At 70.6% G+C, this 18,900-nt stretch carries 13 protein-coding genes; 5 read left to right on the top strand and 8 right to left on the bottom strand.

Annotated elements, in window-relative coordinates:
- Positions 1-249: 249 nt before the first annotated feature.
- Positions 250-1,593, bottom strand: a complete 1,344-nt coding sequence (locus tag C8250_RS18915; protein WP_138356129.1) for a UDP-glucose/GDP-mannose dehydrogenase family protein — start codon at positions 1,591-1,593, stop codon at positions 250-252.
- A 148-nt stretch (positions 1,594-1,741) separates the two neighbouring features.
- Here C8250_RS18915 and C8250_RS18910 point away from each other — a divergent pair, with 148 nt between their 5' ends.
- Entirely contained in the window at positions 1,742-2,959 is a 1,218-nt protein-coding gene (locus C8250_RS18910; protein ID WP_244809201.1) for an LCP family protein, read from the top strand.
- Positions 2,960-3,052: 93 nt separating this feature from the next.
- On the top strand, positions 3,053-4,228 hold the full coding sequence (locus C8250_RS18905; RefSeq protein ID WP_138356131.1) for an acyl-CoA dehydrogenase family protein: 1,176 nt from the start codon (positions 3,053-3,055) through the stop codon (positions 4,226-4,228).
- Positions 4,229-4,320: 92 nt separating this feature from the next.
- Here C8250_RS18905 and C8250_RS18900 read toward each other — a convergent pair whose 3' ends face one another.
- The 3 genes from C8250_RS18900 to C8250_RS42975 all read right to left on the bottom strand — a co-directional run bounded on the left by C8250_RS18900 (position 4,321) and on the right by C8250_RS42975 (position 8,525).
- A complete protein-coding gene (locus C8250_RS18900) occupies positions 4,321-5,400 on the bottom strand; it encodes an acyltransferase (protein WP_187144897.1) in 1,080 nt (359 codons plus the stop codon).
- 226 nt (positions 5,401-5,626) lie between these two features.
- Positions 5,627-6,838 carry an LCP family protein gene (locus C8250_RS18895; RefSeq protein ID WP_138356133.1) on the bottom strand — a complete coding sequence of 404 codons (1,212 nt, stop codon included), beginning with the start codon at positions 6,836-6,838 and terminating at the stop codon, positions 5,627-5,629.
- A gap of 82 nt (positions 6,839-6,920) precedes the next feature.
- Complete coding sequence (locus C8250_RS42975; RefSeq protein WP_198358425.1) at positions 6,921-8,525, bottom strand: hypothetical protein; 1,605 nt, start codon at positions 8,523-8,525, stop codon at positions 6,921-6,923.
- A 269-nt stretch (positions 8,526-8,794) separates the two neighbouring features.
- On the opposite strand from C8250_RS42975, the gene C8250_RS18885 reads away from it, so the two are divergent.
- Together C8250_RS18885 and C8250_RS18880 are read left to right on the top strand one after the other, a co-directional pair.
- Positions 8,795-10,027 carry a cytochrome P450 gene (locus C8250_RS18885; protein WP_138356134.1) on the top strand — a complete coding sequence of 411 codons (1,233 nt, stop codon included), beginning with the start codon at positions 8,795-8,797 and terminating at the stop codon, positions 10,025-10,027.
- Positions 10,028-10,085: 58 nt separating this feature from the next.
- On the top strand, positions 10,086-10,640 hold the full coding sequence (locus C8250_RS18880) for an acyl-CoA thioesterase (protein ID WP_138356135.1): 555 nt from the start codon (positions 10,086-10,088) through the stop codon (positions 10,638-10,640).
- A 73-nt stretch (positions 10,641-10,713) separates the two neighbouring features.
- On the opposite strand, the gene C8250_RS18875 is transcribed toward C8250_RS18880, so the two are convergent.
- The gene (locus C8250_RS18875; protein ID WP_307811551.1) at positions 10,714-12,114 is read right to left on the bottom strand and encodes an LCP family protein; all 1,401 of its coding nucleotides are present in this window, start codon (positions 12,112-12,114) and stop codon (positions 10,714-10,716) included.
- A gap of 248 nt (positions 12,115-12,362) precedes the next feature.
- Between C8250_RS18875 and C8250_RS18870 the strand changes: the two genes are divergently transcribed.
- A complete protein-coding gene (locus tag C8250_RS18870; RefSeq protein WP_138357858.1) occupies positions 12,363-13,394 on the top strand; it encodes a glycosyltransferase family 2 protein in 1,032 nt (343 codons plus the stop codon).
- A 59-nt stretch (positions 13,395-13,453) separates the two neighbouring features.
- Here C8250_RS18870 and C8250_RS18865 read toward each other — a convergent pair whose 3' ends face one another.
- The 3 genes from C8250_RS18865 to C8250_RS18855 all read right to left on the bottom strand — a co-directional run bounded on the left by C8250_RS18865 (position 13,454) and on the right by C8250_RS18855 (position 18,725).
- Positions 13,454-15,199, bottom strand: a complete 1,746-nt coding sequence (locus C8250_RS18865; RefSeq protein WP_138357859.1) for an LCP family protein — start codon at positions 15,197-15,199, stop codon at positions 13,454-13,456.
- A 5-nt stretch (positions 15,200-15,204) separates the two neighbouring features.
- On the bottom strand, positions 15,205-16,959 hold the full coding sequence (locus C8250_RS18860; protein ID WP_232485696.1) for an LCP family protein: 1,755 nt from the start codon (positions 16,957-16,959) through the stop codon (positions 15,205-15,207).
- 92 nt (positions 16,960-17,051) lie between these two features.
- Positions 17,052-18,725 carry an LCP family protein gene (locus tag C8250_RS18855; protein ID WP_244809199.1) on the bottom strand — a complete coding sequence of 558 codons (1,674 nt, stop codon included), beginning with the start codon at positions 18,723-18,725 and terminating at the stop codon, positions 17,052-17,054.
- Positions 18,726-18,900 lie beyond the last annotated feature (175 nt).

The raw sequence follows: 18,900 nt of genomic DNA, 5'->3' as shown, positions 1-18,900 counted from the left end.
GGCAGGCGACGCCCGGGGAACCCACCCGCAACCTGCGGTCGGGGGTCCGCCAACCCGAGCCGCTCACGGTTTGGACGTGAGGGGGACGGGTCCGCAGGGGTGGGGTTTCGAAATGCTGCCGAGCTATTTGTGGGCGGCCACGCCCGTAAATAGTCGATTTCGAAGCCCCGCCCCGGAGGGCCCGGTCCCCGCACCCACCACGAAGCGGCCAGGCGCGGCAGGAAGCCGCCGGCAGGCAAGTGGCAACGGCTAGGCGGACGGCCGGCCCATCGCCCGGAACTTCCAGCCCGCCGCACGCCACGCCGCAGGCGACAGCGCGTTGCGGCCGTCGATGATGTGCCGCGTCGCCGCCACCTCGCCCAGCGCCGCCGGGTCGAGTTCCTGGAACTCGCGCCATTCGGTGAGGTGCAGAACGACGTCCGCGCCGCGCACCGCGTCGAGCGCCGTCGCCGCGTAGCCGAGGGTGGGGAAGAGCAGCCGGGCGTTGTCCATGCCCTTGGGGTCGTAGACGGTGACCTGGCCGCCCTGGAGGTGGATCTGGCCCGCCACGTTGAGCGCAGGCGAGTCCCGTACGTCGTCGGAGTCCGGCTTGAAGGCCGCGCCCAGTACCGCGATCCGCTTCCCGAGGAAGCTGTCGCCGCCGACCGCCTCGCGGGCGAGCTCGACCATGTGGCCGCGCCGCCGCATGTTGATCGAGTCGACCTCGCGCAGGAACGTCAGGGCCTGGTCGGCGCCGAGTTCACCGGCGCGGGCCATGAACGCGCGGATGTCCTTGGGGAGGCAGCCGCCGCCGAAGCCGATGCCGGCCCGCAGGAACTTGTGGCCGATCCGGTCGTCGTGGCCGATGGCCTCGGCGAGCTTCACGACGTCGCCGTCGCCCGCCTCGCAGACCTCGGCCATGGCGTTGATGAAGGAGATCTTCGTTGCGAGGAACGCGTTGGCGGCCGTCTTGACCAGTTCGGCGGTGGGGTAGTCGGCGACGACGAACGGGGTGCCTTCCGCCACGGGCGTCGCGTAGACCTCGCGCAGGAGCTTCTCGGCGTGCGCGCTCGCGACGCCCACGACGACGCGGTCGGGGTGCAGGGTGTCCTGGACGGCGAAGCCCTCGCGCAGGAACTCGGGGTTCCAGGCCACCTCGGCGTCGGCGCCGGCCGGGGCCAGTTCGGCGAGCCGGGCGGCGAGCCGGGCGGCGCTGCCCACCGGCACGGTGGACTTGCCGACGACGAGGGCGGGCCGCCGCAGATGCGGGGCGAGCAGCTCGAAGGCGCTGTCCACGTAGGACATGTCGCAGGCGTACTCGCCGTGCTTCTGCGGGGTGTTGACGCAGACGAAGTGGACATCGCCGAACTCGGCGATCTCTTCCCACGAAGTGGTGAAGCTCAACCGGCCGGTGGATCCCGCGATGCCGGCCACGTGCCGGGCGAGCAGGTCCTCGAGGCCCGGCTCGTACATCGGGACCTTGCCGGCCGACAGCAGCTCGATCTTGCGGGGGTCGATGTCCAGGCCCAGTACCTCGAAGCCGAGCTCGGCCATGGCGGCAGCGTGGGTGGCGCCGAGGTAACCGGTGCCGATGACGGTGAGCTTCAGAGGCATGCGAAGAGCATAGTCGCGTCCTGGTGTGCGAAATCCAGGGTGAGGCCATGGCCAGAGTCCACACGGGAAGGACAGAATGCGTAGACAGTGCGAGGGGGTGGTGGCCGTGGATCGAGCCGGCCAGGGGGATGCGGTACCGAGACCCGGAGTGGGTCTCTCCAAGGCAGCGGGACCCGAAGCGGGTCAGCGGGACGAGGGGGCGGCCGAGCGGGCCGATCAGGCGGATGGGCTGGCGGAGCCGGGCGGTCCGGCCGAGCCCGAGGGGGACGGACCCGAGGAGACCGGGGGCCTGGTCCCCGGCGTGGCGGAGGACCCGCAGGAGACAGCGGTCCGCAGGGCCCGGCGGCGGCGCAGGACCCGTCGGGTGCTGCTCAGCGCCGTGGTGCTGCTGTGCACCGGAGCGCTGCTGATCGTCGGCACGGGCTGGTACGCGTACGAGCACTACACCGGCCGCGTCGACCGGATCCCGAACGCGTTCCCGACGAATGTGCCGGCCGCGGCGATACCCGCGCCCAGCAAGGGAGGACAAACGTTTCTCCTGGTGGGTATAGACGCGCGCTCGGACCTGCCGACCACCGGCAAGGGCGCGAAGGCGCCGGAGTGGCAGCCGGGTGCGCAGCGCAGCGACACGATGATGCTGGTGCACCTGCCGGAGGACGGGAAGCACGCGTATGTGGTCTCGCTGCCCCGTGACTCCTGGGTGGCGGTCCCGGGTCACGGCAGCGCCAAGCTGAACGCGGCCTTCTCCTGGGGCGGCCCGCCGCTGCTGATCGACACGGTGCAGCGGCTCTCCAAGGTGAAGATCGACCATCTCGCGGTCGTCGACTGGAGCGGCTTCCGGAAGCTGACCGACGCCGTCGGCGGGGTGGACATCACCGTCGACAAGACCGTCTCGCGGCGCAACGGCGCCGGGATGTGGGACGCGGGCACCCACCACATGGACGGCGACGAGGCACTCGACTACGTACGGGAGCGGTACGGGCTGCCGCGCGGCGACCTGGACCGCACCCACCGGCAGCAGAACTTCCTGCGCGCGGTGCTGAACAAGGTGCTGTCGGGGGACACCCTCAGCAACCCGCTCAAGGCGAAGCGGATGCTGGACGAGGTGACGAACTCGGTGAGCGTCGACGATTCGCTCTCGAACGGCGAGTTGCGTGACCTGATCTGGGGCATGAAGGACGTCAGGTCCTCGGACATGGCGTTCATGAACGCGCCCGTCGCAGGCTTCGACATGATCAAGGGCCAGTCGGTGGTCCTGCTCGACGGCAACGGCACGTCGGCCCTGTGGGAGGCGATGCGGAACGACACGATGGCGGACTACGTCGCGTCGAACACCCTCGACAGGCTGGGCAACAAGGTGTCGTGAAGCTCACGTGGGCCGGACGGGCCGATCGGCTCGATCCGGCCTACGATCGTAGGGTTACTTAACGGTAGTTAGCACTCGGGGAGTGAGACAGCCTTGGCCGGTTCTTCCGATTTCGACCTCTACCGGACGTCCGAGGAGCACGACATGCTCCGCGACTCGGTCCGTTCGCTCGCCGAGGCGAAGATCGCACCTTTCGCGACCGAGGTCGACGAGGAGGGCCGCTTCCCGCAGGAGGCCCTCGACGCGCTCATCGCGGCCGACCTGCACGCCGTGCACGTCCCGGAGGAGTACGGCGGCGCGGGCGCGGACGCCCTGGCCACCGTGATCGTGATCGAGGAGGTGGCCCGCGTCTGCGCGTCGTCCTCCCTCATCCCGGCCGTGAACAAGCTCGGCTCGCTCCCGGTGATCCTGTCCGGCTCCGAGGAGCTCAAGGCGAAGTACCTCGGCCCGCTGGCCAAGGGCGACGCGATGTTCTCGTACGCCCTGTCCGAGCCCGAGGCGGGCTCGGACGCGGCCGGCATGAAGACCCGCGCGGTGCGTGACGGCGACTTCTACGTCCTCAACGGCGTGAAGCGCTGGATCACCAACGCGGGCGTCAGCGAGTACTACACGGTGATGGCCGTCACCGACCCCGAGAAGCGCTCCAAGGGCATCAGCGCCTTCGTCGTCGAGAAGTCCGACGAGGGCGTCTCCTTCGGCGCCCCGGAGAAGAAGCTCGGTATCAAGGGCTCGCCGACCCGCGAGGTCTACCTCGACAACGTGCGCATCCCCGCCGACCGCATGATCGGCGCCGAGGGCACCGGATTCGCCACCGCGATGAAGACCCTCGACCACACCCGCGTCACCATCGCCGCCCAGGCGATCGGTATCGCGCAGGGCGCCCTGGACTACGCCAAGGGGTACGTCCACGAGCGCAAGCAGTTCGGCAAGGCCATCGCCGAGTTCCAGGGTGTGCAGTTCATGCTCGCCGACATGGCCATGAAGCTGGAGGCCGCCCGCCAGCTGACGTACGCGGCCGCCGCCAAGTCCGAGCGCACCTCCGGTGGTGCCAAGGACGAGGACCTGACGTTCTTCGGTGCCGCCGCCAAGTGCTACGCCTCGGATGTCGCGATGGAGGTCACCATCGACGCCATCCAGCTGCTCGGCGGCTACGGCTACACGCGCGACTACCCGGTCGAGCGCATGATGCGCGACGCCAAGATCACCCAGATCTACGAGGGCACGAACCAGGTCCAGCGCATCGTGATGGCGCGCAACCTGCCGAAGTAACCCCGTACGGAACACAAAAGCCGGAGGCACTCAGCTGAGTGCCTCCGGCTTTTTGCGTGATCATCCCTGAACGATCATTCAGGGATGATCATTCAGGCGGGAACGGCAGCGGCTTTTCTGCCGGGGGTCCACAGGCGTTTCAGCCGGCGCTCGGCGGGCTTCTCCACACATTCATGGAGAAATGCCGCAGCGGTGACGGAACTCACAAGCATGATGGCGACCACGAGGGCGTCGTGCCGCACTCCCGGACTCGCTCCCGAGCCGTAGTGGCTGAAAGCCCGGAGCACGATCGCATGACACATGTAGAAGGCGAACGACCATTCCCCGAGTTTCACGAGGGCTTTGCGGCGCAGCAGGGAGGCACCGCTCCGTACGTCGCGCAATGCCACCGTCGTTATGGTCAGGGCGAAGATCGGCATGAACAGCGCGTCGAACATTCCGGGTGCCGGCACGACGTGGGAAACCCAGTGCGGATGCCTGGTCCACGCCCAGCAGAGGGCGATCATTCCGGCCAGCAGGGCGATGGAGACCCGGGCGCCTACCGGCGGCCGCCAGCCGCGCCGGGCGGCCACCGCGGCGCAGATCCCGAGGACGAACATCGGGGTCAGCGCGAGCGGCGAGGCGAAGATCAGACGCTCGGTCGCGGCCGGGTAGTGGTGCCACACGGGCCACAGCCGGGTGCCGGCCGTGGCCGCCGTCATGAGGACCGCGATCAGGCCCAGGCACCAGGAGGCACACCGGTCGAGCAGCTTGTACAGCAGGGGGAACGCCAGGTAGAAGAAGGCTTCCACCGAGAGCGTCCAGGTGACGATGTTGACGGTGAAGAAGTGGTCGGTGGTCCACGCCTGGGTGAAGCTCAGGGTGTACAGCAGGCCGGTGAACGAGAAGGGCGTGCCGTACCACTGCTTCTCCAGGAGGCCCGCCACGACCGCGGTCACCGCCAGCAGCGGCCAGATGCGCGCGAACCGCCGCCAGTAGAACTGGCGCGCGGTCCCGCCGGGCTTCGCCGACCACGCCATGACGAATCCGGAGAGTACGAAGAAGAAAGGCACTCCTTCGTATCCGATTTGCATGAGCGAGGTCAGCGAGGGTATTTCGTTGAAATAGCCCTTGGTGTGGAAAGAGAAGACACCGGCGGCCGCGAACCAGCGAAGCGCTGTTACCGAGTCCACTCTTATGGGAGTGACGGTACGGTCGGCGGGCTGTTTTCCCGTCGGCGCCGCGGAGGCGTCGTTCCCGGACCTCGGTCTGTCCAGTACGGGAACTATGACGGGAACATCCGTCTTCATGCCTCACCCCTATAGAGCCGCCGGTTCGAACGGCTGAGCATATAGGAATGCTGTGAGGGCTCTGTGGGCCACCTAGGTGATGAAGCGACCAAATCGGGCGGAATGTCTGCTATTGCTTTCCGGAGACCGTGACCGTCTCGTCGTTCTTCAGCTGAGCGAACAGCTGCTTCGACTTCGCCGAGTCCCACTTCACCGCGACACCGTCGTTGCGCGTCGGCAGATTCGCGGTGGAGATCGGAACGGTCATCGACTTGCCGTCGCCGCCGGTCACGCCCTTCATCGCCCAGAACATCGAGGTGATGTTCCACAGGCTCATGTCCTTGTCGACGATGAGGGTGTCGAGGCCGGAGCTGATCACCGGGTAGAGCGTGAACGGGTCCAGCACGGTGGCCGGCGAAGCCGCCTGGTGGGCGAGCGACGACAGGAACTTCTGCTGGTTGCGCATCCGGCCCAGGTCCTGGTCGGCCTCCTGGTGCCGCTGCCGGACGAAGGCGAGACCCTGCTTGCCGTCCAGCGTCTGGCAGCCGGCCGGGAAGTCCGCGCCCGACGCCTTGTCCTTGAGCGGCTTGTCGAGGCACATGTCGACCCCGCCGAGCGCGTCCACCAGGTTCACGAAGCCGGAGAAGCCGATCTCGGCGTAGTGGTCGATGTGCAGACCGGTGTTGAACTCGACGGTCCGGGTGAGCAGCTCGGGGCCGCCGTCCGCGTAGGCCCGGTTCAGCTTGTGGGTGGCCGCGGGGTAGCGCTTGTGGGACTGCTGGCCGGTGAAGGCCGGGATGGTGACGTACGAGTCACGCGGCAGGCTGAGCATCGTGTTCCCGTTGTCACCGACGTGCAGCACCATCATCGAGTCGGTGCGCTTGCCCTCGGCGGCGCCGGTGTGCAGATCCTGCTCCTGCTCCTTGGAGAGCCCCTCGCGGCTGTCGGAGCCGACGATGAGGTAGTTCGTGCCCTTGCCGCCGGTCGGCCGGTCCTCGACCTTGCTGAGGTCCACCTCGCGGCGCACCTTGCCGTCGGCCCAGAAGTAGGTGCTCACGGACACCACCAGCAGTGCCACGACCAGACCCAGCAACGTGAACTTCACGATGCGGCCCCGGCTGCCGGGCCGGCGGCCGGAACCCCGGCCGCGTCCGCCGCCGGTGCTGGGCGGCCCGTAGCCGTCGCCGCCGGATCCGCCGCCGTACGAAGGCTGCGGGGGAACCCCGCCCACGGCGCCCGCGCCCGCCCGGGAAGCGGCCGCGCCACGGCGCGGCGACAGCTCGGGGGGCAGTGGCGGCTCGGTGCGCCGGCGCTGCTCTGCTTCGTTGGTCCATCCGCTCATAGCCAAAGTGTGCCCGCTGGAGGCCGCACTCCGGCAATCACAGGCGGTTCTGTGGCAGACCCGATGCATTTCCCCCGGGTTGTCACAGGGCGGTCATCGCGAAGTCCCGGCCAGGGGTCTCCCGGCCACCGCCGTGCCGCTCGGGACGGCCGTGCAGCCGCTCCCACAGCGCCACCAGGGCCCGGTGCACCCGGGGGGAGTCGATGCCCTCGACCGCCCGTCCGGCGTCGCCGGCCAGCCCCCGCGCCCGGTCCGCGGCCCCCTGGTCGAGCGCGGCCACGGCCCGCAGGACGAGGGTGCCGGCCCGGTCGCGGGCCCGGCCCTCGGGCAGCGCGGCGAGGGTCCGCCGGAGCCAGTGGTCGGCGGCGGCGGGGCGGCCCAGCGCCAGCTCGCAGGCCGCGGCCTCCGCGCAGTAGTCGGCACGGTGGTCGGCGCTGCTCCGGGCGTCCGGGGTCAGGATGGCGCCCGCCGCGGCGAGCAGCCGCTGGCACACGTCGGCCTGTCCCAGTACGGCGTGGGCCCGGGCCTGCCGGGCCATGAGCAGCGCCGAGGAGTGACGTACGGAGCCGGCGGGCTCTTCGGTGACTGTGGCGGTGGTCACGGCCGGGGCGGCGGCGCGGCCGTCGCCCGCCGCTTCCCTGGCGAGGCCCGCACGGGCGGCCCGCGCCACGGCCAGCGCCTCCTGCGGGCGCCCGGCGCTCAGGCACTGCAGGCTCATGGCGGCGAGGACCCGTGCTCCGAGCGGCCGGTCGGCTGCCGCGTGCGCGGCCGAGAGCGCGGCGCTGAAGTACCGCTCGGCCGCGGCCTCGTGACCGGTGTCGAAACAGGCGCGGCCGGCGAGGCACGCCAGCTCGCCCGCGAGCGCGAACAGCCGCCGCGCCGGGAGCTCCGCGGCGGCCGGTCCCGGCCGTGCGGCGGGCCCCTTGGCCAGCAGATCGGTGACGAGGCGCAGCTCGGCGTCGGCCACCGCGCGGACCGGCCCGCCGCCGAGCGCGGCCTCCATCCGGCGCAGCGCCGGGACCCGCTCCTCCAGCGCGGCGAGCGCGGCGAGCAGCGCGGGCGGAACGGGGGCGGCGGGAGCGTCGGGCACGGCGGCCGGACCCGTGCGCTGCGACGGCACGGAGGCCGGCACCGGGACGGAGGCCGGCACCGGAGCGGGGACCAGAACCGGGGCGGGTCCTGATACGGGGACGAGCAACGGCGCGGGCGCGGCCACGGTCGCCGCTGCCGGCACGGTTGCGGGCCGGGGCCACGACAGGGGCGCGAGCGCGAGCCACCGCTGGGCCGCCGCCGCGGCGCTGCCCGCGCCCGCGACCACGAACCCGCGCCGGTCGTGCAGCGCGGTGCCGGCCGTCGCGTCGAGCGCGGCCACGCAGTCCTGCGGCGTCCAGGCGACGCGCGCCGCAGGACGGTCGCCCACTGGCAGCCAGGCCGGCCACGGGGAGGAGGACAACAGGGTGTGCGGAACGCCGAGTTCGCTGGCGAGGGCCTGCTGGGTCTCCAGGTCGGGGACGACGCCGCGGTGCTCCCAGCGCCACGCCTTCTCCCGGCGCGCGGACATGTTGCCGACCCGGCGGGCCACGATGTCGACCACGTCCTGGTACGTCCAGCCGCGCTCCGCGCGTATACAGCTCAACGGGTGGCCCAAGGGCTGCTCCCCGTCGGTCACCGCGCGGTTCCCCGGCATGCGGTCCCCCTCCCCGTCCTCGGCTTTCGGATGCCGCACTGTAGCGCCGTCAAATGACCGGCTGTGAAAGTTCGTTGGCGCGGTGAGGCTACAGCGAAGCTACACGGGCGTTCCGACCGCGCCGCGAGGCCCTGATCCGGGCCTGGAGGCCCGGCTTCCGGGGGGCCTGGAGTGCCAGCGGTCGATGGCACCAAATGCCGTTCGCTGAACGGTTATTGACAATGGGGCCGCCGGAACGGTCAGCTTCTGCCATCCCCTTGGAGGCAACCATGACCTGCCCCGTCGACCACAGTCGCATCGCCCTCGACCCGCTCGTACGTGATCTTGTCGGGGAGGGTGCCCGGCTACGGCAGGCCGGGCCCGTGGTCGCGATCGAGGTGCCGGGCGGAGTCGAGTGCTGGGCCGTCACGCGCCACGCCGAAGCCCGCCGACTGCTCACCGACGCGCGCCTGGTGAAGGACATCAACCGCTGGGGTGCCTGGACCCGTGGGGAGATCCCCACGACGTGGCCGCTGATCGGTCTGGTCGCCCCCGGCACGAGCATGGTCACCGCCGACGGCGACGACCACAAGCGGCAGCGGCTGCTCACCGCCCAGGCGCTCACCCCGCGCCGGATGGAGCGGCTGCGACCGCGGATCGAGGAGATCACCCGCACGATCCTCGACGAGTTCGAGGCGGCCGGCGCGGGCGGCGCCGTCGTCGACTTCAAGGCCGTGTTCGCGTTCAAGCTGCCGATGCGCGTCATCAGCGAGCTGATGGGCGTCGAGGCCACCGAGCACACCCGGCTGCGCGAGCTGTACGACACCTTCTTCAGCAGCGTCACCCCCGCCGACGAGGTGCGGGCGGCGATGGCCGAGCTGTTCGCGTTCTTCGCGAGCGTCGTGGCGGAGAAGAAGCGGCGGCCGGGCGACGACCTCACCAGCGCACTGCTCGCCGCCACCGAGGGCGGCGACCGGCTGTCCGACGAGGAGCTGGTCGGCACCCTCCTGGTCATGATCGCCGCAGGCCACGAGACCACCATCAACCTGATGGTCAGCGCCGTCCGCGGGCTGCTCACCCACCCCGACCAGCTGGCGCTCGTGCGCTCGGGAACCGTCCCCTGGACGGCGGTCGTCGAGGAGACGCTGCGCTGGTCGCCGCCGACCACCAACTTCCTGTTCCGCTACGCCACCGAGGACATCCCGGTCGGCGGAGTGGTCATCAAGGAGGGCGACGCGGTGATGATCTCCTACGGCGCGATCGGCCGGGACGAGGTGCAGCACGGGCCGACCGCCGAGGAGTTCGACATCACCCGCGACGCCGCCCGGCACCTCTCGTTCGGCTACGGCCCGCACGTCTGCCCCGGCGCCCCCCTCGGCAGGCTGGAGGCCCTGGTCGCGCTGCCCGCGCTCTTCGACCGTTTCCCCGGCCTCGCACTGGCCGTGCCCGAGGACCAGCTCGCCAACAACCCGTCGATCCTGGTCAACAGTCTGCGCGAGCTCCCGGTGCGGCTCCCGGGGTAGCGCGGGGGAGGGGTGTGCCCGGGAGGAGCGCGTCCGGGGCCCGGCTTATGGTGGACGCATGACCACCGATCTCGCCGGCAGTACCCCGGAAGCCGGGCTTCCGGGCAAGCCGACCGCGGCAGCCCGCACGACGCTGTCGCACATCATGACGGCGCACGACACCAATCTGCTCGGCACCGTCCATGGTGGCGTGATCATGAAACTCGTCGACGACGCGGCGGGCGCCGTCGCCGGCCGGCACTCGGGCGGCCCGGCGGTCACCGCGTCGATGGACGAGATGGTCTTCCTGGAGCCGGTCCGGGTGGGTGACCTCGTCCATGTGCGCGCCCAGTGCAACTGGACCGGGCGCTCCTCCATGGAGATCGGTGTGCGCGTCATGGCCGAGCGGTGGAACGAGTCCACCCCCGCGACCCAGGTCGGCAGCGCCTACCTCGTGTTCGCCGCGGTCGACGAGAACGGCAGGACCCGGCCGGTCCCGCCGGTGATCCCGGAGACCGAGACGGACAAGCGGCGGTACCAGGAGGCGCAGATCCGCCGGATGCACCGGCTCGCCCGCCGCGAGGCCATCAAGGAGCTCCGCGAGAAGCGCGCCGCCGAAGGATTCGACGACTAGGGCGCGTGCCAGGCGTCGTGGGCCAGGCGGGACTTTCGCAACACGCCCTAAAGGCCTCCCATGGCCCGGCGGCTCAGGCGCACACCACCTGGTCGCCGGTCACCGCACCCGCCGCGCCGCCCGTGGCCGGTGCCGGATCCTGCGCCCGGATCGCCGTGACGCCCTTGTACCCGGCGCCGATGGTCACCTTCATCAGCGGTCCCTGCCCGACGGCCGGCACCAGCTCCGCGCCCGGCAGCGCGGCCGCCAGGGACCTCGCCGAACGGTCCCAGCGGGGGTCGAAGCGGATGACGGTGCGCGGCACGTTGTGCACGGTCGCGTTGCCGGGGGAGCCCGTGGTGGCGAAGCCGGTGGCGCGCAGCGCCTTGTCCGCCCGGTCGCCGAGGCCGGTGACGGCCGTCCCGTTGTCGACGTGGACCCGGATCGAGTGCGGATCGACGTCCACCTGGACCTTCGACGATTGCCGGCGCTTGGCGTCGGCCGGGAGGCGGACGGCCAGCGGCTGGTCCGCGCGGATCGCCGCCCAGAGCTTGCCGGCCTTGGCGTCGTCCCACTTCACCGTCGAGCCGATGCCCTTGACCTGGTAGCCCACGTTGCCGATCGGCACCGAGGTGAACTCCGAGGAGCCCGGGGTGAACCCGCGCAGGCCCTGGGCCAGCGAGATCAGGTCCTTCGGCTTGAGGTCCTGGTCGGCGCGGACCGACCCGAGCACCGTCGAGGCGATCCGGCTGAGCTTGACCGGGTCGGTGAGCAGTCCGCCGCTGGTGATCCGGTGGATGATCTGGGCGAGGAAGCGCTGCTGGCGCTGCATCCGGCCCAGGTCGGAGGCGCCGTCGAGGTGGCGGGAGCGGACGTACTGCAGGGCCGCGCCGCCGTTCAGCTGGGAGGTGCCGACCGGCAGGTCGAGGCCGGTGTACGAGTCCTTCAGCGGGCGGACCGTGCAGACCTGGACACCGCCGAGGACGTCCACCGTCTTCATGAAGCTGATGAAGTCGATCTCCAGGTAGTGGTCGATGTGCACCCCCGTCATCTTCTCGACGGTGGCGACGGTGAGCCGGGGGCCGCCGTCCGCGTAGGCCGCGTTGATCTTCGCGGCGTGGCTGACGTGTTTGGCGCCGCTCACCGCGTCGTCGTGCGGCGGCAGCATGACGTAGCTGTCGCGCGGGATGCTGACGACGCTCACCCGGGAGCGGTCCTCCGACAGATGCACCAGCATGATCGTGTCGGTGCAGTGGCAGGGCGCTCCGCCGAGGTGGTAGCGCTCCTTGTCGGCCGGTTTCAGCCCGTCCCGCCCGTCGGTGCCGACCAGCAGGAAGTTGATGCCCTTGGTGCTGCCGGGGCGGTCCCGCATCCCGCCGAACGCGTCCACCCGGTCGATGCTGTCGCCCACTCCGCTGACCACGGCGTGGCCGACGCCGCTGGTCGTGATGATCGCCAGAGCCAGCCCGCCGGCGATCCGGGTGCTCCAGCGCACCGGCCGTCTGCCGGACCGTCCGCCGGGCTGTCTGCCGGACCGCGGGGCCTGCCGCGGTCCCGGCCGCCGGGCGGAATTGACCGGTGGACGGGGCCTGCGGGGCGGGGTGGCGGGCGGGCGAGCGGGTGGAACCGTCATCGGGGCGCACCTCCGCGGGAGACAGGGGACCCGGTCAGGCTAGACAAAACGGACAGTATTCAAAGCCCCCCACACGCTGGGGTCCCCCATTCGCGGTAACGTTTCCCGCGATGAACGCTGCCAACGACCCCGCCGCCCCCGCTGTCTCCGTGATCATGCCGGTGCTCAACGAGGAACGTCACCTGCGCGACTCCGTCCGGCACACCCTGGAGCAGGACTACCCAGGTGAGCTCGAGGTCGTCATCGCGCTCGGTCCCTCCGGGGACCGTACGGACGAGATCGCCGCCGAGCTGGTCGCGGAGGACCCGCGGGTCCACACCGTGCCCAACCCCACCGGCCGCACCCCGGCCGCGCTGAACGCCGCGATCAAGGCGTCCCGGCACCCGGTCGTGGTCCGTGTCGACGGGCACGGGATGCTCTCGCCGGACTACATCGCCACCGCCGTGCGGCTGCTGGCCGAGACCGGCGCGGCCAACGTCGGCGGCATCATGCACGCCGAGGGCGAGAACGCCTGGGAGGACGCGGTGGCCGCCGCCATGACGTCCAAGGTCGGCGTCGGCAACGCGGCCTTCCACACCGGTGGTGTCGCGGCCCCGGCCGACACCGTCTACCTCGGTGTCTTCCGCCGTGAGGTGCTGGAGCAGCAGGGCGGCTACAACGAGGAGTTCATCCGCGCCCAGGACTGGGAGCTGAACTACCGGATCCGTGAGGCCGGCCACCTCATCTGGTTCTCGCCCGAGCTGCGCGTCTCCTACCGGCCCCGGCCGAACGTGCGCGAGCTGGCGAAGCAGTACAAGAACTACGGCCGCTGGCGTCATGTCGTCGCCCGCTACCACCGCGGCTCGGTCAACGTGCGCTACCTCGCGCCCCCGGCGGCCGTGCTCGGCATCGCGGCGGGCATCGTGGTGGGCGCGGCCGTCACCCCGTGGGGTTTCGTGGTCCCGGCCGGGTACCTCGCCGCCATCGGGCTCGGCTCGGTCCCGGCGGGCAAGGGCCTGTCGTTCGGGGCCCGGGTGCGGATCCCGGTCGCGCTCGCGACCATGCACATGTGCTGGGGCTGGGGCTTCCTCACCAGCCCGCGTTCCCTGGCGAACAAGGTCATCGCCAGCCGGCGTCCCAGTGTGACGACGGCCGGCGTCTGAACCCACCGCGCCGGCCCGGACCGCTGTCGGTCCGGGCCGGCGCCATGTCCGGGTGCCGGCTACCAGACGTAGTGGGCGCCCGGGTACGTGTTCACCTTCATGCACGCCGAGGTGTCGGCGCCGTTGAGCGCGGACGAGGTGGACGGCGCCTTGTCCGGCGCTCCGGAGCCCGAACCGCCCGCCGTCTTCGGGTACGTGGTGCCCGTACGCCAGTCGGAGCCGACGACCACCGTCACCTTGGTCACGCTCTTGGAGCTCCGTACCGCGCTGTCCGGCAGCCCCAGTGCCTTGGCCACCGCCTGGGCGTCGCCCTTCAGGGCGGCGCTCGGGTAGCTGAGCGTGGTGTCGGTCTGCGGCTGCGGAGTGGTGTCGGAGGCGGCCCGGGTGAAGCCGAGGGTGCTGAGCCGGCCCACGATGGTCTTGGCGCGACCGCTCACCGCCGCCTGGGACGCGGTGGCGGTGCCGTTCCGCACGGTGACGTCGATCTCGCCCTTGGGCGCCGCCGGGTCGGCGGGCGACGCGGTCACGGTGGCGGCCGCCCCGGGCGTCGGCGCCTTGGCCTTGCCGTCGACCGGGTTGTCCGCGCGCACCAGTGCGAAGAGCTTGTCGGCGTCACCCGGCTTCGGGATGACGTGCGCCTTGTTCTTCGGGTCCCAGTCCCACGGCATCGTGGTCATGGTGATCCGGTCGGCGGGCACCTTCTTCAGCTCGTTGCCCAGGTCGTACAGCTTCTTGACGGTGCCGAGGCCGGTGTCGACGGTGACCGACTTGGTCGCCGCCTCGGCGAGGCCGGTGAGCTGACCGGGGTCGGTGAGCTTCGCGCCCTTCTTGAGCTCGCGGATCATCGAGTTCATGTACATGTGCTGCGCGTGCGTACGGCCGAGGTCGGTGCCGTCCTCGAAGCCGTGCCGGGTGCGCAGCCACTGCAGGGCCTGCTCGTCCTTGATGGTCGTGGTGCCGGCCTTGAGCTTCAGCCCGGACTGCTTGTCGTAGATGTTCTTGTCGACGCAGACCGGGACCCCGCCGATGGCGTCGGCCATCTTCACCACTCCGGCGAAGTCGACCATCATGAAGTGGTCGATGGAGATGCCGGTCATCTCCTCCCACGTGGCGACCGTGCAGCCCGGACCGCCGTGCGTGAGGCTGGCGTTGATGATGTCCTCGGACTTCTTGTAGACCGTGCCGTCGTGCGGGTCGGTGCACTTGGGGATGGCCACCCGGGTGTCGCGCGGGATGCTGATGACCGTCATGTTGCTGCGGTCGGCCGACAGGTGCAGCAGCATCTGGACGTCGGCACGGGGCTTCTCGCCCCGGGTGTCCGCGGCGCCGCCGAGCTTGACGTTCTCGTCGGAGTTCCGGCTGTCGGAGCCCATCAGCAGGATGTTGAGCGGCGTCTGGCCCTCGGCGTTGGCCTGCGGCTTGGAGAGCTTCGCGTCGCTGAGGTTGAGCTCGTCCTTCTTGATGTTCGCGTTGAGGTGCTCGTAGTACGCCCAGCCCGCGCCGGCCGTGCCGAGGACCGCCACGGCGGTGCCGATCCCGATCCAGCGCAGGGCCCGGCGCCGGCGGCTCCGCGGCGCCTTGCGGGACCGGGAGCCACCCCGGCGGTGGCCGCTGCCCGCTGCCTGCCGAGACGTTTCTGCGGACGGCGAGCCAGGAGTCCGCGACGGTGCGTCCGCGTACGGATCCGCGCCGGCCCCGCCGGCGTCGGACCCGTACAGACTGTCGTCCCAGCCCAGTTCGGAGGGGCTGTTCTGCGCGGGAACGCCGTTCCGCGTCGCCGTGCCTCTGGTTCGCCGGTGCTCCACGTCCTCTACTTCCACTGGTAGGGCTTGTAGACGTCCATGCAGCCCTTGTCGGTGCCGTTCAGCGCGTCCGCGTTGGTCGGGACGGAGCCGGCGCCCGGAGCCGTCTTGCCGTAGTCGGTGCCCGAGGTCCAGTCCGCACCGATGATCACGGTGACGGCCGTCACATCGGCCGAGGCCTTCACCGCGGCGGCCGGGATCTTCAGGGCGGTGGCGACGGCCAGGGCGTCTGCCCTGCCCTGCTCACCGGCGCTCGTCGGGTAGTTGACGACCGTACCCTTGCTGGGCTTCGCGGACTGACTGGCCTTCGCCTTCGTGAAGCCGCCCGTGACCAGCGCCTTGGAGACGTTGGACGCGCGGTTCTCGACGGCCGAGCCGTTCTTGTCGCCCGCGGTGCCGTTCACGACGCTGACCGCGATGGTGGCCGGGGCCGCGGCGGCGGGGCCCGACTTGGTCGGAGCCGGCTTCGGGGTGTTCGCGGCGGTGCCGTTGGCGTCCATGGCGACGTCGTTGCGCAGCAGCGTCCAGATCTTCGCCGCGTCCGCCTTGGCCGGGATGTAGTGGGCGTCGGGGTTCAGCGGGTCGGCGAGGTGCGGCATCGTCAGCATCGTCATCCGGTTCGCCGGCACGCTCTTGAGCTCCATACCGAGGTCGTAGAGCTTCTTCGGCGTGCCGATCTCCTTCGAGACCCGGAACGCCTCCATCGCCTTCGTCGCCAGGTTGTTGAGGCGCGCCGGGTTGGTGAACAGGCTCTGGCTCTGCAGATTGCGCATCATCGAGTTGAGGTACATGTGCTGCGCCTTGGCGCGGCCCGCGTCGTCACCGAAGGCGTGCCGGGTGCGCAGCCACTGCAGCGCCTGCTGGCCCTTGACCGGCCAGGTGCCGGCCTTCATCTTCAGACCGGAGCCGCCCTTCTGGGCCGGGGTCGGATGGTCCCAGATGTTCTGCTTGACGCAGACCTCGACATCGCCGACGGCGTCGGCCATCTTCACCACACCGGCGAAGTCGACGGTCATCCAGTGGTCGATGTAGACGCCGGTCAGGTTCTGGATCGCCGCGCGCGTGCAGCCCGCGCCACCGCGGCCCAGCGACTCGTTGATGATGTCGTTCTCGGTCGCCTTGAACACCTTGCCGGTGGCGGTGTCCGTGCACTCGGGGATGGGCATCCGGGTGTCGCGGGGAATGCTGACCACCGACATGTTGCTGCGGTCGGCGGATATGTGGAGCAGCATGATGACGTCGGCGCGGGGCGGTTCGCCCGCCGTGTCGCGCGCGCCGCCCAGATCCTTGTTGGCCTCGGAGTCGCGGGCGTCGGAGCCGAGCACCAGGACGTTCAGCGGTGTGTCGCCGTCGGCGTTCGCCTTGGACGGCGCCACATCGCTCTTGCCGTTGTTCAGGTCACCGGTGCGGATCTTCCCGGCGAGGTATTCGTAGTACGCGTATCCCGCGCCGGCGCCGGCGAGGATGAGCAGCGAGAGCGTGCCCGCCACCCAGCGGAATATCCGGCTCTTCCGGCTGCGCGGCTGCCGCCGGCCCCCGGCGCGGCGGTGGCCGCCGCCCCCGCCGGTACCGCCGTTCCGCTGCCCGGGTACCGAGGCCGTGCCGGCGCCGACCAGCGACGGGTCGGTGACGGCGCCCGTGACGGTGCCCGCGCCGGGGCTCGGATGGGAGCCCGTACGCGAGGCGGTGCCGTCACCGGATCCGTCCCAGCCCTGGCCCCCGCCCTGGTCCCGGTCCTGGTCCTGGTCCTGGTCCTGGTACAAGCTCTCGTCCCAACCGGGATCTCCCGGTCCCTGGGCGTCTCGCGCCCCACCGCCCCGTACACCGCTGTCCCGCATGGCCCCCCCTGGATACGTCATTTCGCGCAGACGCTCTTGTCGTCCGCCACGACCTTCTGAATTCCCTCCGGCGCCGAAGTCGGCGCGGCTATCGGTGTTCCCGCGCCCTTGAAGTCCTTGCCAAGGGTGAGCGTCATGTTGGCCTTGGCCGCCGCGTCGACCGTCCCCGGCTGCAGCGCGGACGCCGGCAGCCCCATCATCGCGGCCAGGGCGCGCGCCTGGTCGGCCTGGTTCGGCGCGTAGACGAGCGTGGTCGTCGCAGCCGTTCCGGCCGGGGCGTTGCCGCCGTTGGTGGAGCGGTTGACGGCCTTGTTGTTCTGCAGCCAGTTGATGGTGTCCTGTGCGGCCCCGGTCACGCCACTGCCGTTGAACACCTTGACGCGAACCTGTGACGCGGGGGCCTTGGAGCCGGACAGTTTGTCCGGGGCCTTGGAGGCGTCCGGGGTGCCCGGCTTCTTGGCCACCGCGGTCAGCGAGATGTCGCTCTTCACCATCGAGAAGACCTGCTGGGCCTTGGTCGGGTCGAGGATGACCGTCTTGTGGACCTTGCCGTCCGCCGGGTTGTCGATGACCGGGACGGTGGCGAAGGTGATGTTCTTGGTGTCGACCGCGCTGAGGTCCTTCGCGAGGTCGGACAGTTTCGAGATGCTGCCGATGGCACTGTCGACGGTGAGCGCCTTGGTGGCCGCGTTCGCCAGCTTCCACAGCTTGCTGGGGCTGGTGAGGGTGTCACCGGACTTCATCTGACGGATCATCGAGCCCAGGAACTGCTGCTGGAGCTTGATGCGGTCCAGGTCGCCGCCGAAGCCGACCGCGTGCCGGGTCCGGACGAACGCGAGCGCGTCGTCGCCCGACACCTTGTGGTGGCCCTTGCCGAGGTCGAGGTGGGACTTGGGGTCCTTGATCGGCTTGGCCAGGCAGATGTCGACGCCGCCGACCGCGGTCGACAGGTCCTTGACCGCGGTGAAGTTGGCCATCATGAAGTGGTCGACGCTCACCCCGGTCAGCGCCTTCACGGCGCGCATGGTGCACCCCGGGTCGCGGCCCTCCTGGCCGAGACTGGTGTTGAACCGGACCTTCTGCTCCCCGGCGACGACCTTCGTCGAGCCGTCCTTCTGCTTCGTCGGGCAGTCCGGAATGTCCGTGATCAGGTCGCGCGGAATGCTCAACGCGGTCGCGTTGGTGCGGTCCTTGGAGACATGGAACAGGATCGTGGTGTCGGCATGGCCGACGCTGCCCGCGTCGCCGTACTCCTTGCCGAGCCCCTCACGGCTGTCGGTGCCGATCACGAGGATGTTCACCGGACCGTCGGCGGTGACGTTCTTGTTGCCCGCGTCGCCGACGTCGACGGTGGTGATGTTGTTGTTGAAGTGCTGGTAGACCAGATAGCCGCCGATGGAGCCGGCGACCAGCACGAAGCCGACCGTGGCCGCGGTCCAGACGAGGGCCTTCTTCTTGCGGGACTTCCGGGGCTTGCCCTTGCGACGGCTCGCCCGGTTCGGTGCGTCCGAGGGGTTCGACGGGGTGCTGCGGGTGCCCTGCTGCTCGCGGCGCTCACGCCTGCCGCCCTGTGCGGACACGCTCGGTGACGGAGGCTGTTCGGGGTCTATCCGCAGCACGTAGCTGCCCGTCTCCGGATCAAGGACCCACTGGTCTGCCGGGTCGATGTTCCTGTGGCCTTGCGTGTCCACGGTTGCTCGGGTCCTCCGTCGGTGCCACGCGGCGCCTGCCCCCTGGGCGCTCGATCTTCTGGTCTTCCGTGTGAATGCGGGCCGGTTGACCATCCTCCGGGTCCGGCCGGATCGCTCACACTAGCCCCACACTTCAGCGTCTAGTCACGTGCGTGACAAATTCCACTCCCCTACA

Source organism: Streptomyces sp. So13.3, from assembly GCF_005860785.2.
GTDB lineage: Bacteria > Actinomycetota > Actinomycetes > Streptomycetales > Streptomycetaceae > Actinacidiphila > Actinacidiphila fildesensis.
This window is presented reverse-complemented; position numbering and strand designations above follow the sequence as displayed.

What these genes read in the sequence shown, in the direction of transcription:
- C8250_RS18915 (WP_138356129.1), bottom strand. Translation starts at nt 1,593, where the DNA reads ATGCCTCTGAAGCTCACCGTCATCGGCACCGGTTACCTCGGCGCCACC.
- C8250_RS18895 (WP_138356133.1), bottom strand. Translation starts at nt 6,838, where the DNA reads ATGAGCGGATGGACCAACGAAGCAGAGCAGCGCCGGCGCACCGAGCCG.
- C8250_RS42975 (WP_198358425.1), bottom strand. Translation starts at nt 8,525, where the DNA reads ATGCCGGGGAACCGCGCGGTGACCGACGGGGAGCAGCCCTTGGGCCAC.
- C8250_RS18885 (WP_138356134.1), top strand. Translation starts at nt 8,795, where the DNA reads ATGACCTGCCCCGTCGACCACAGTCGCATCGCCCTCGACCCGCTCGTA.
- C8250_RS18880 (WP_138356135.1), top strand. Translation starts at nt 10,086, where the DNA reads ATGACCACCGATCTCGCCGGCAGTACCCCGGAAGCCGGGCTTCCGGGC.
- C8250_RS18870 (WP_138357858.1), top strand. Translation starts at nt 12,363, where the DNA reads ATGAACGCTGCCAACGACCCCGCCGCCCCCGCTGTCTCCGTGATCATG.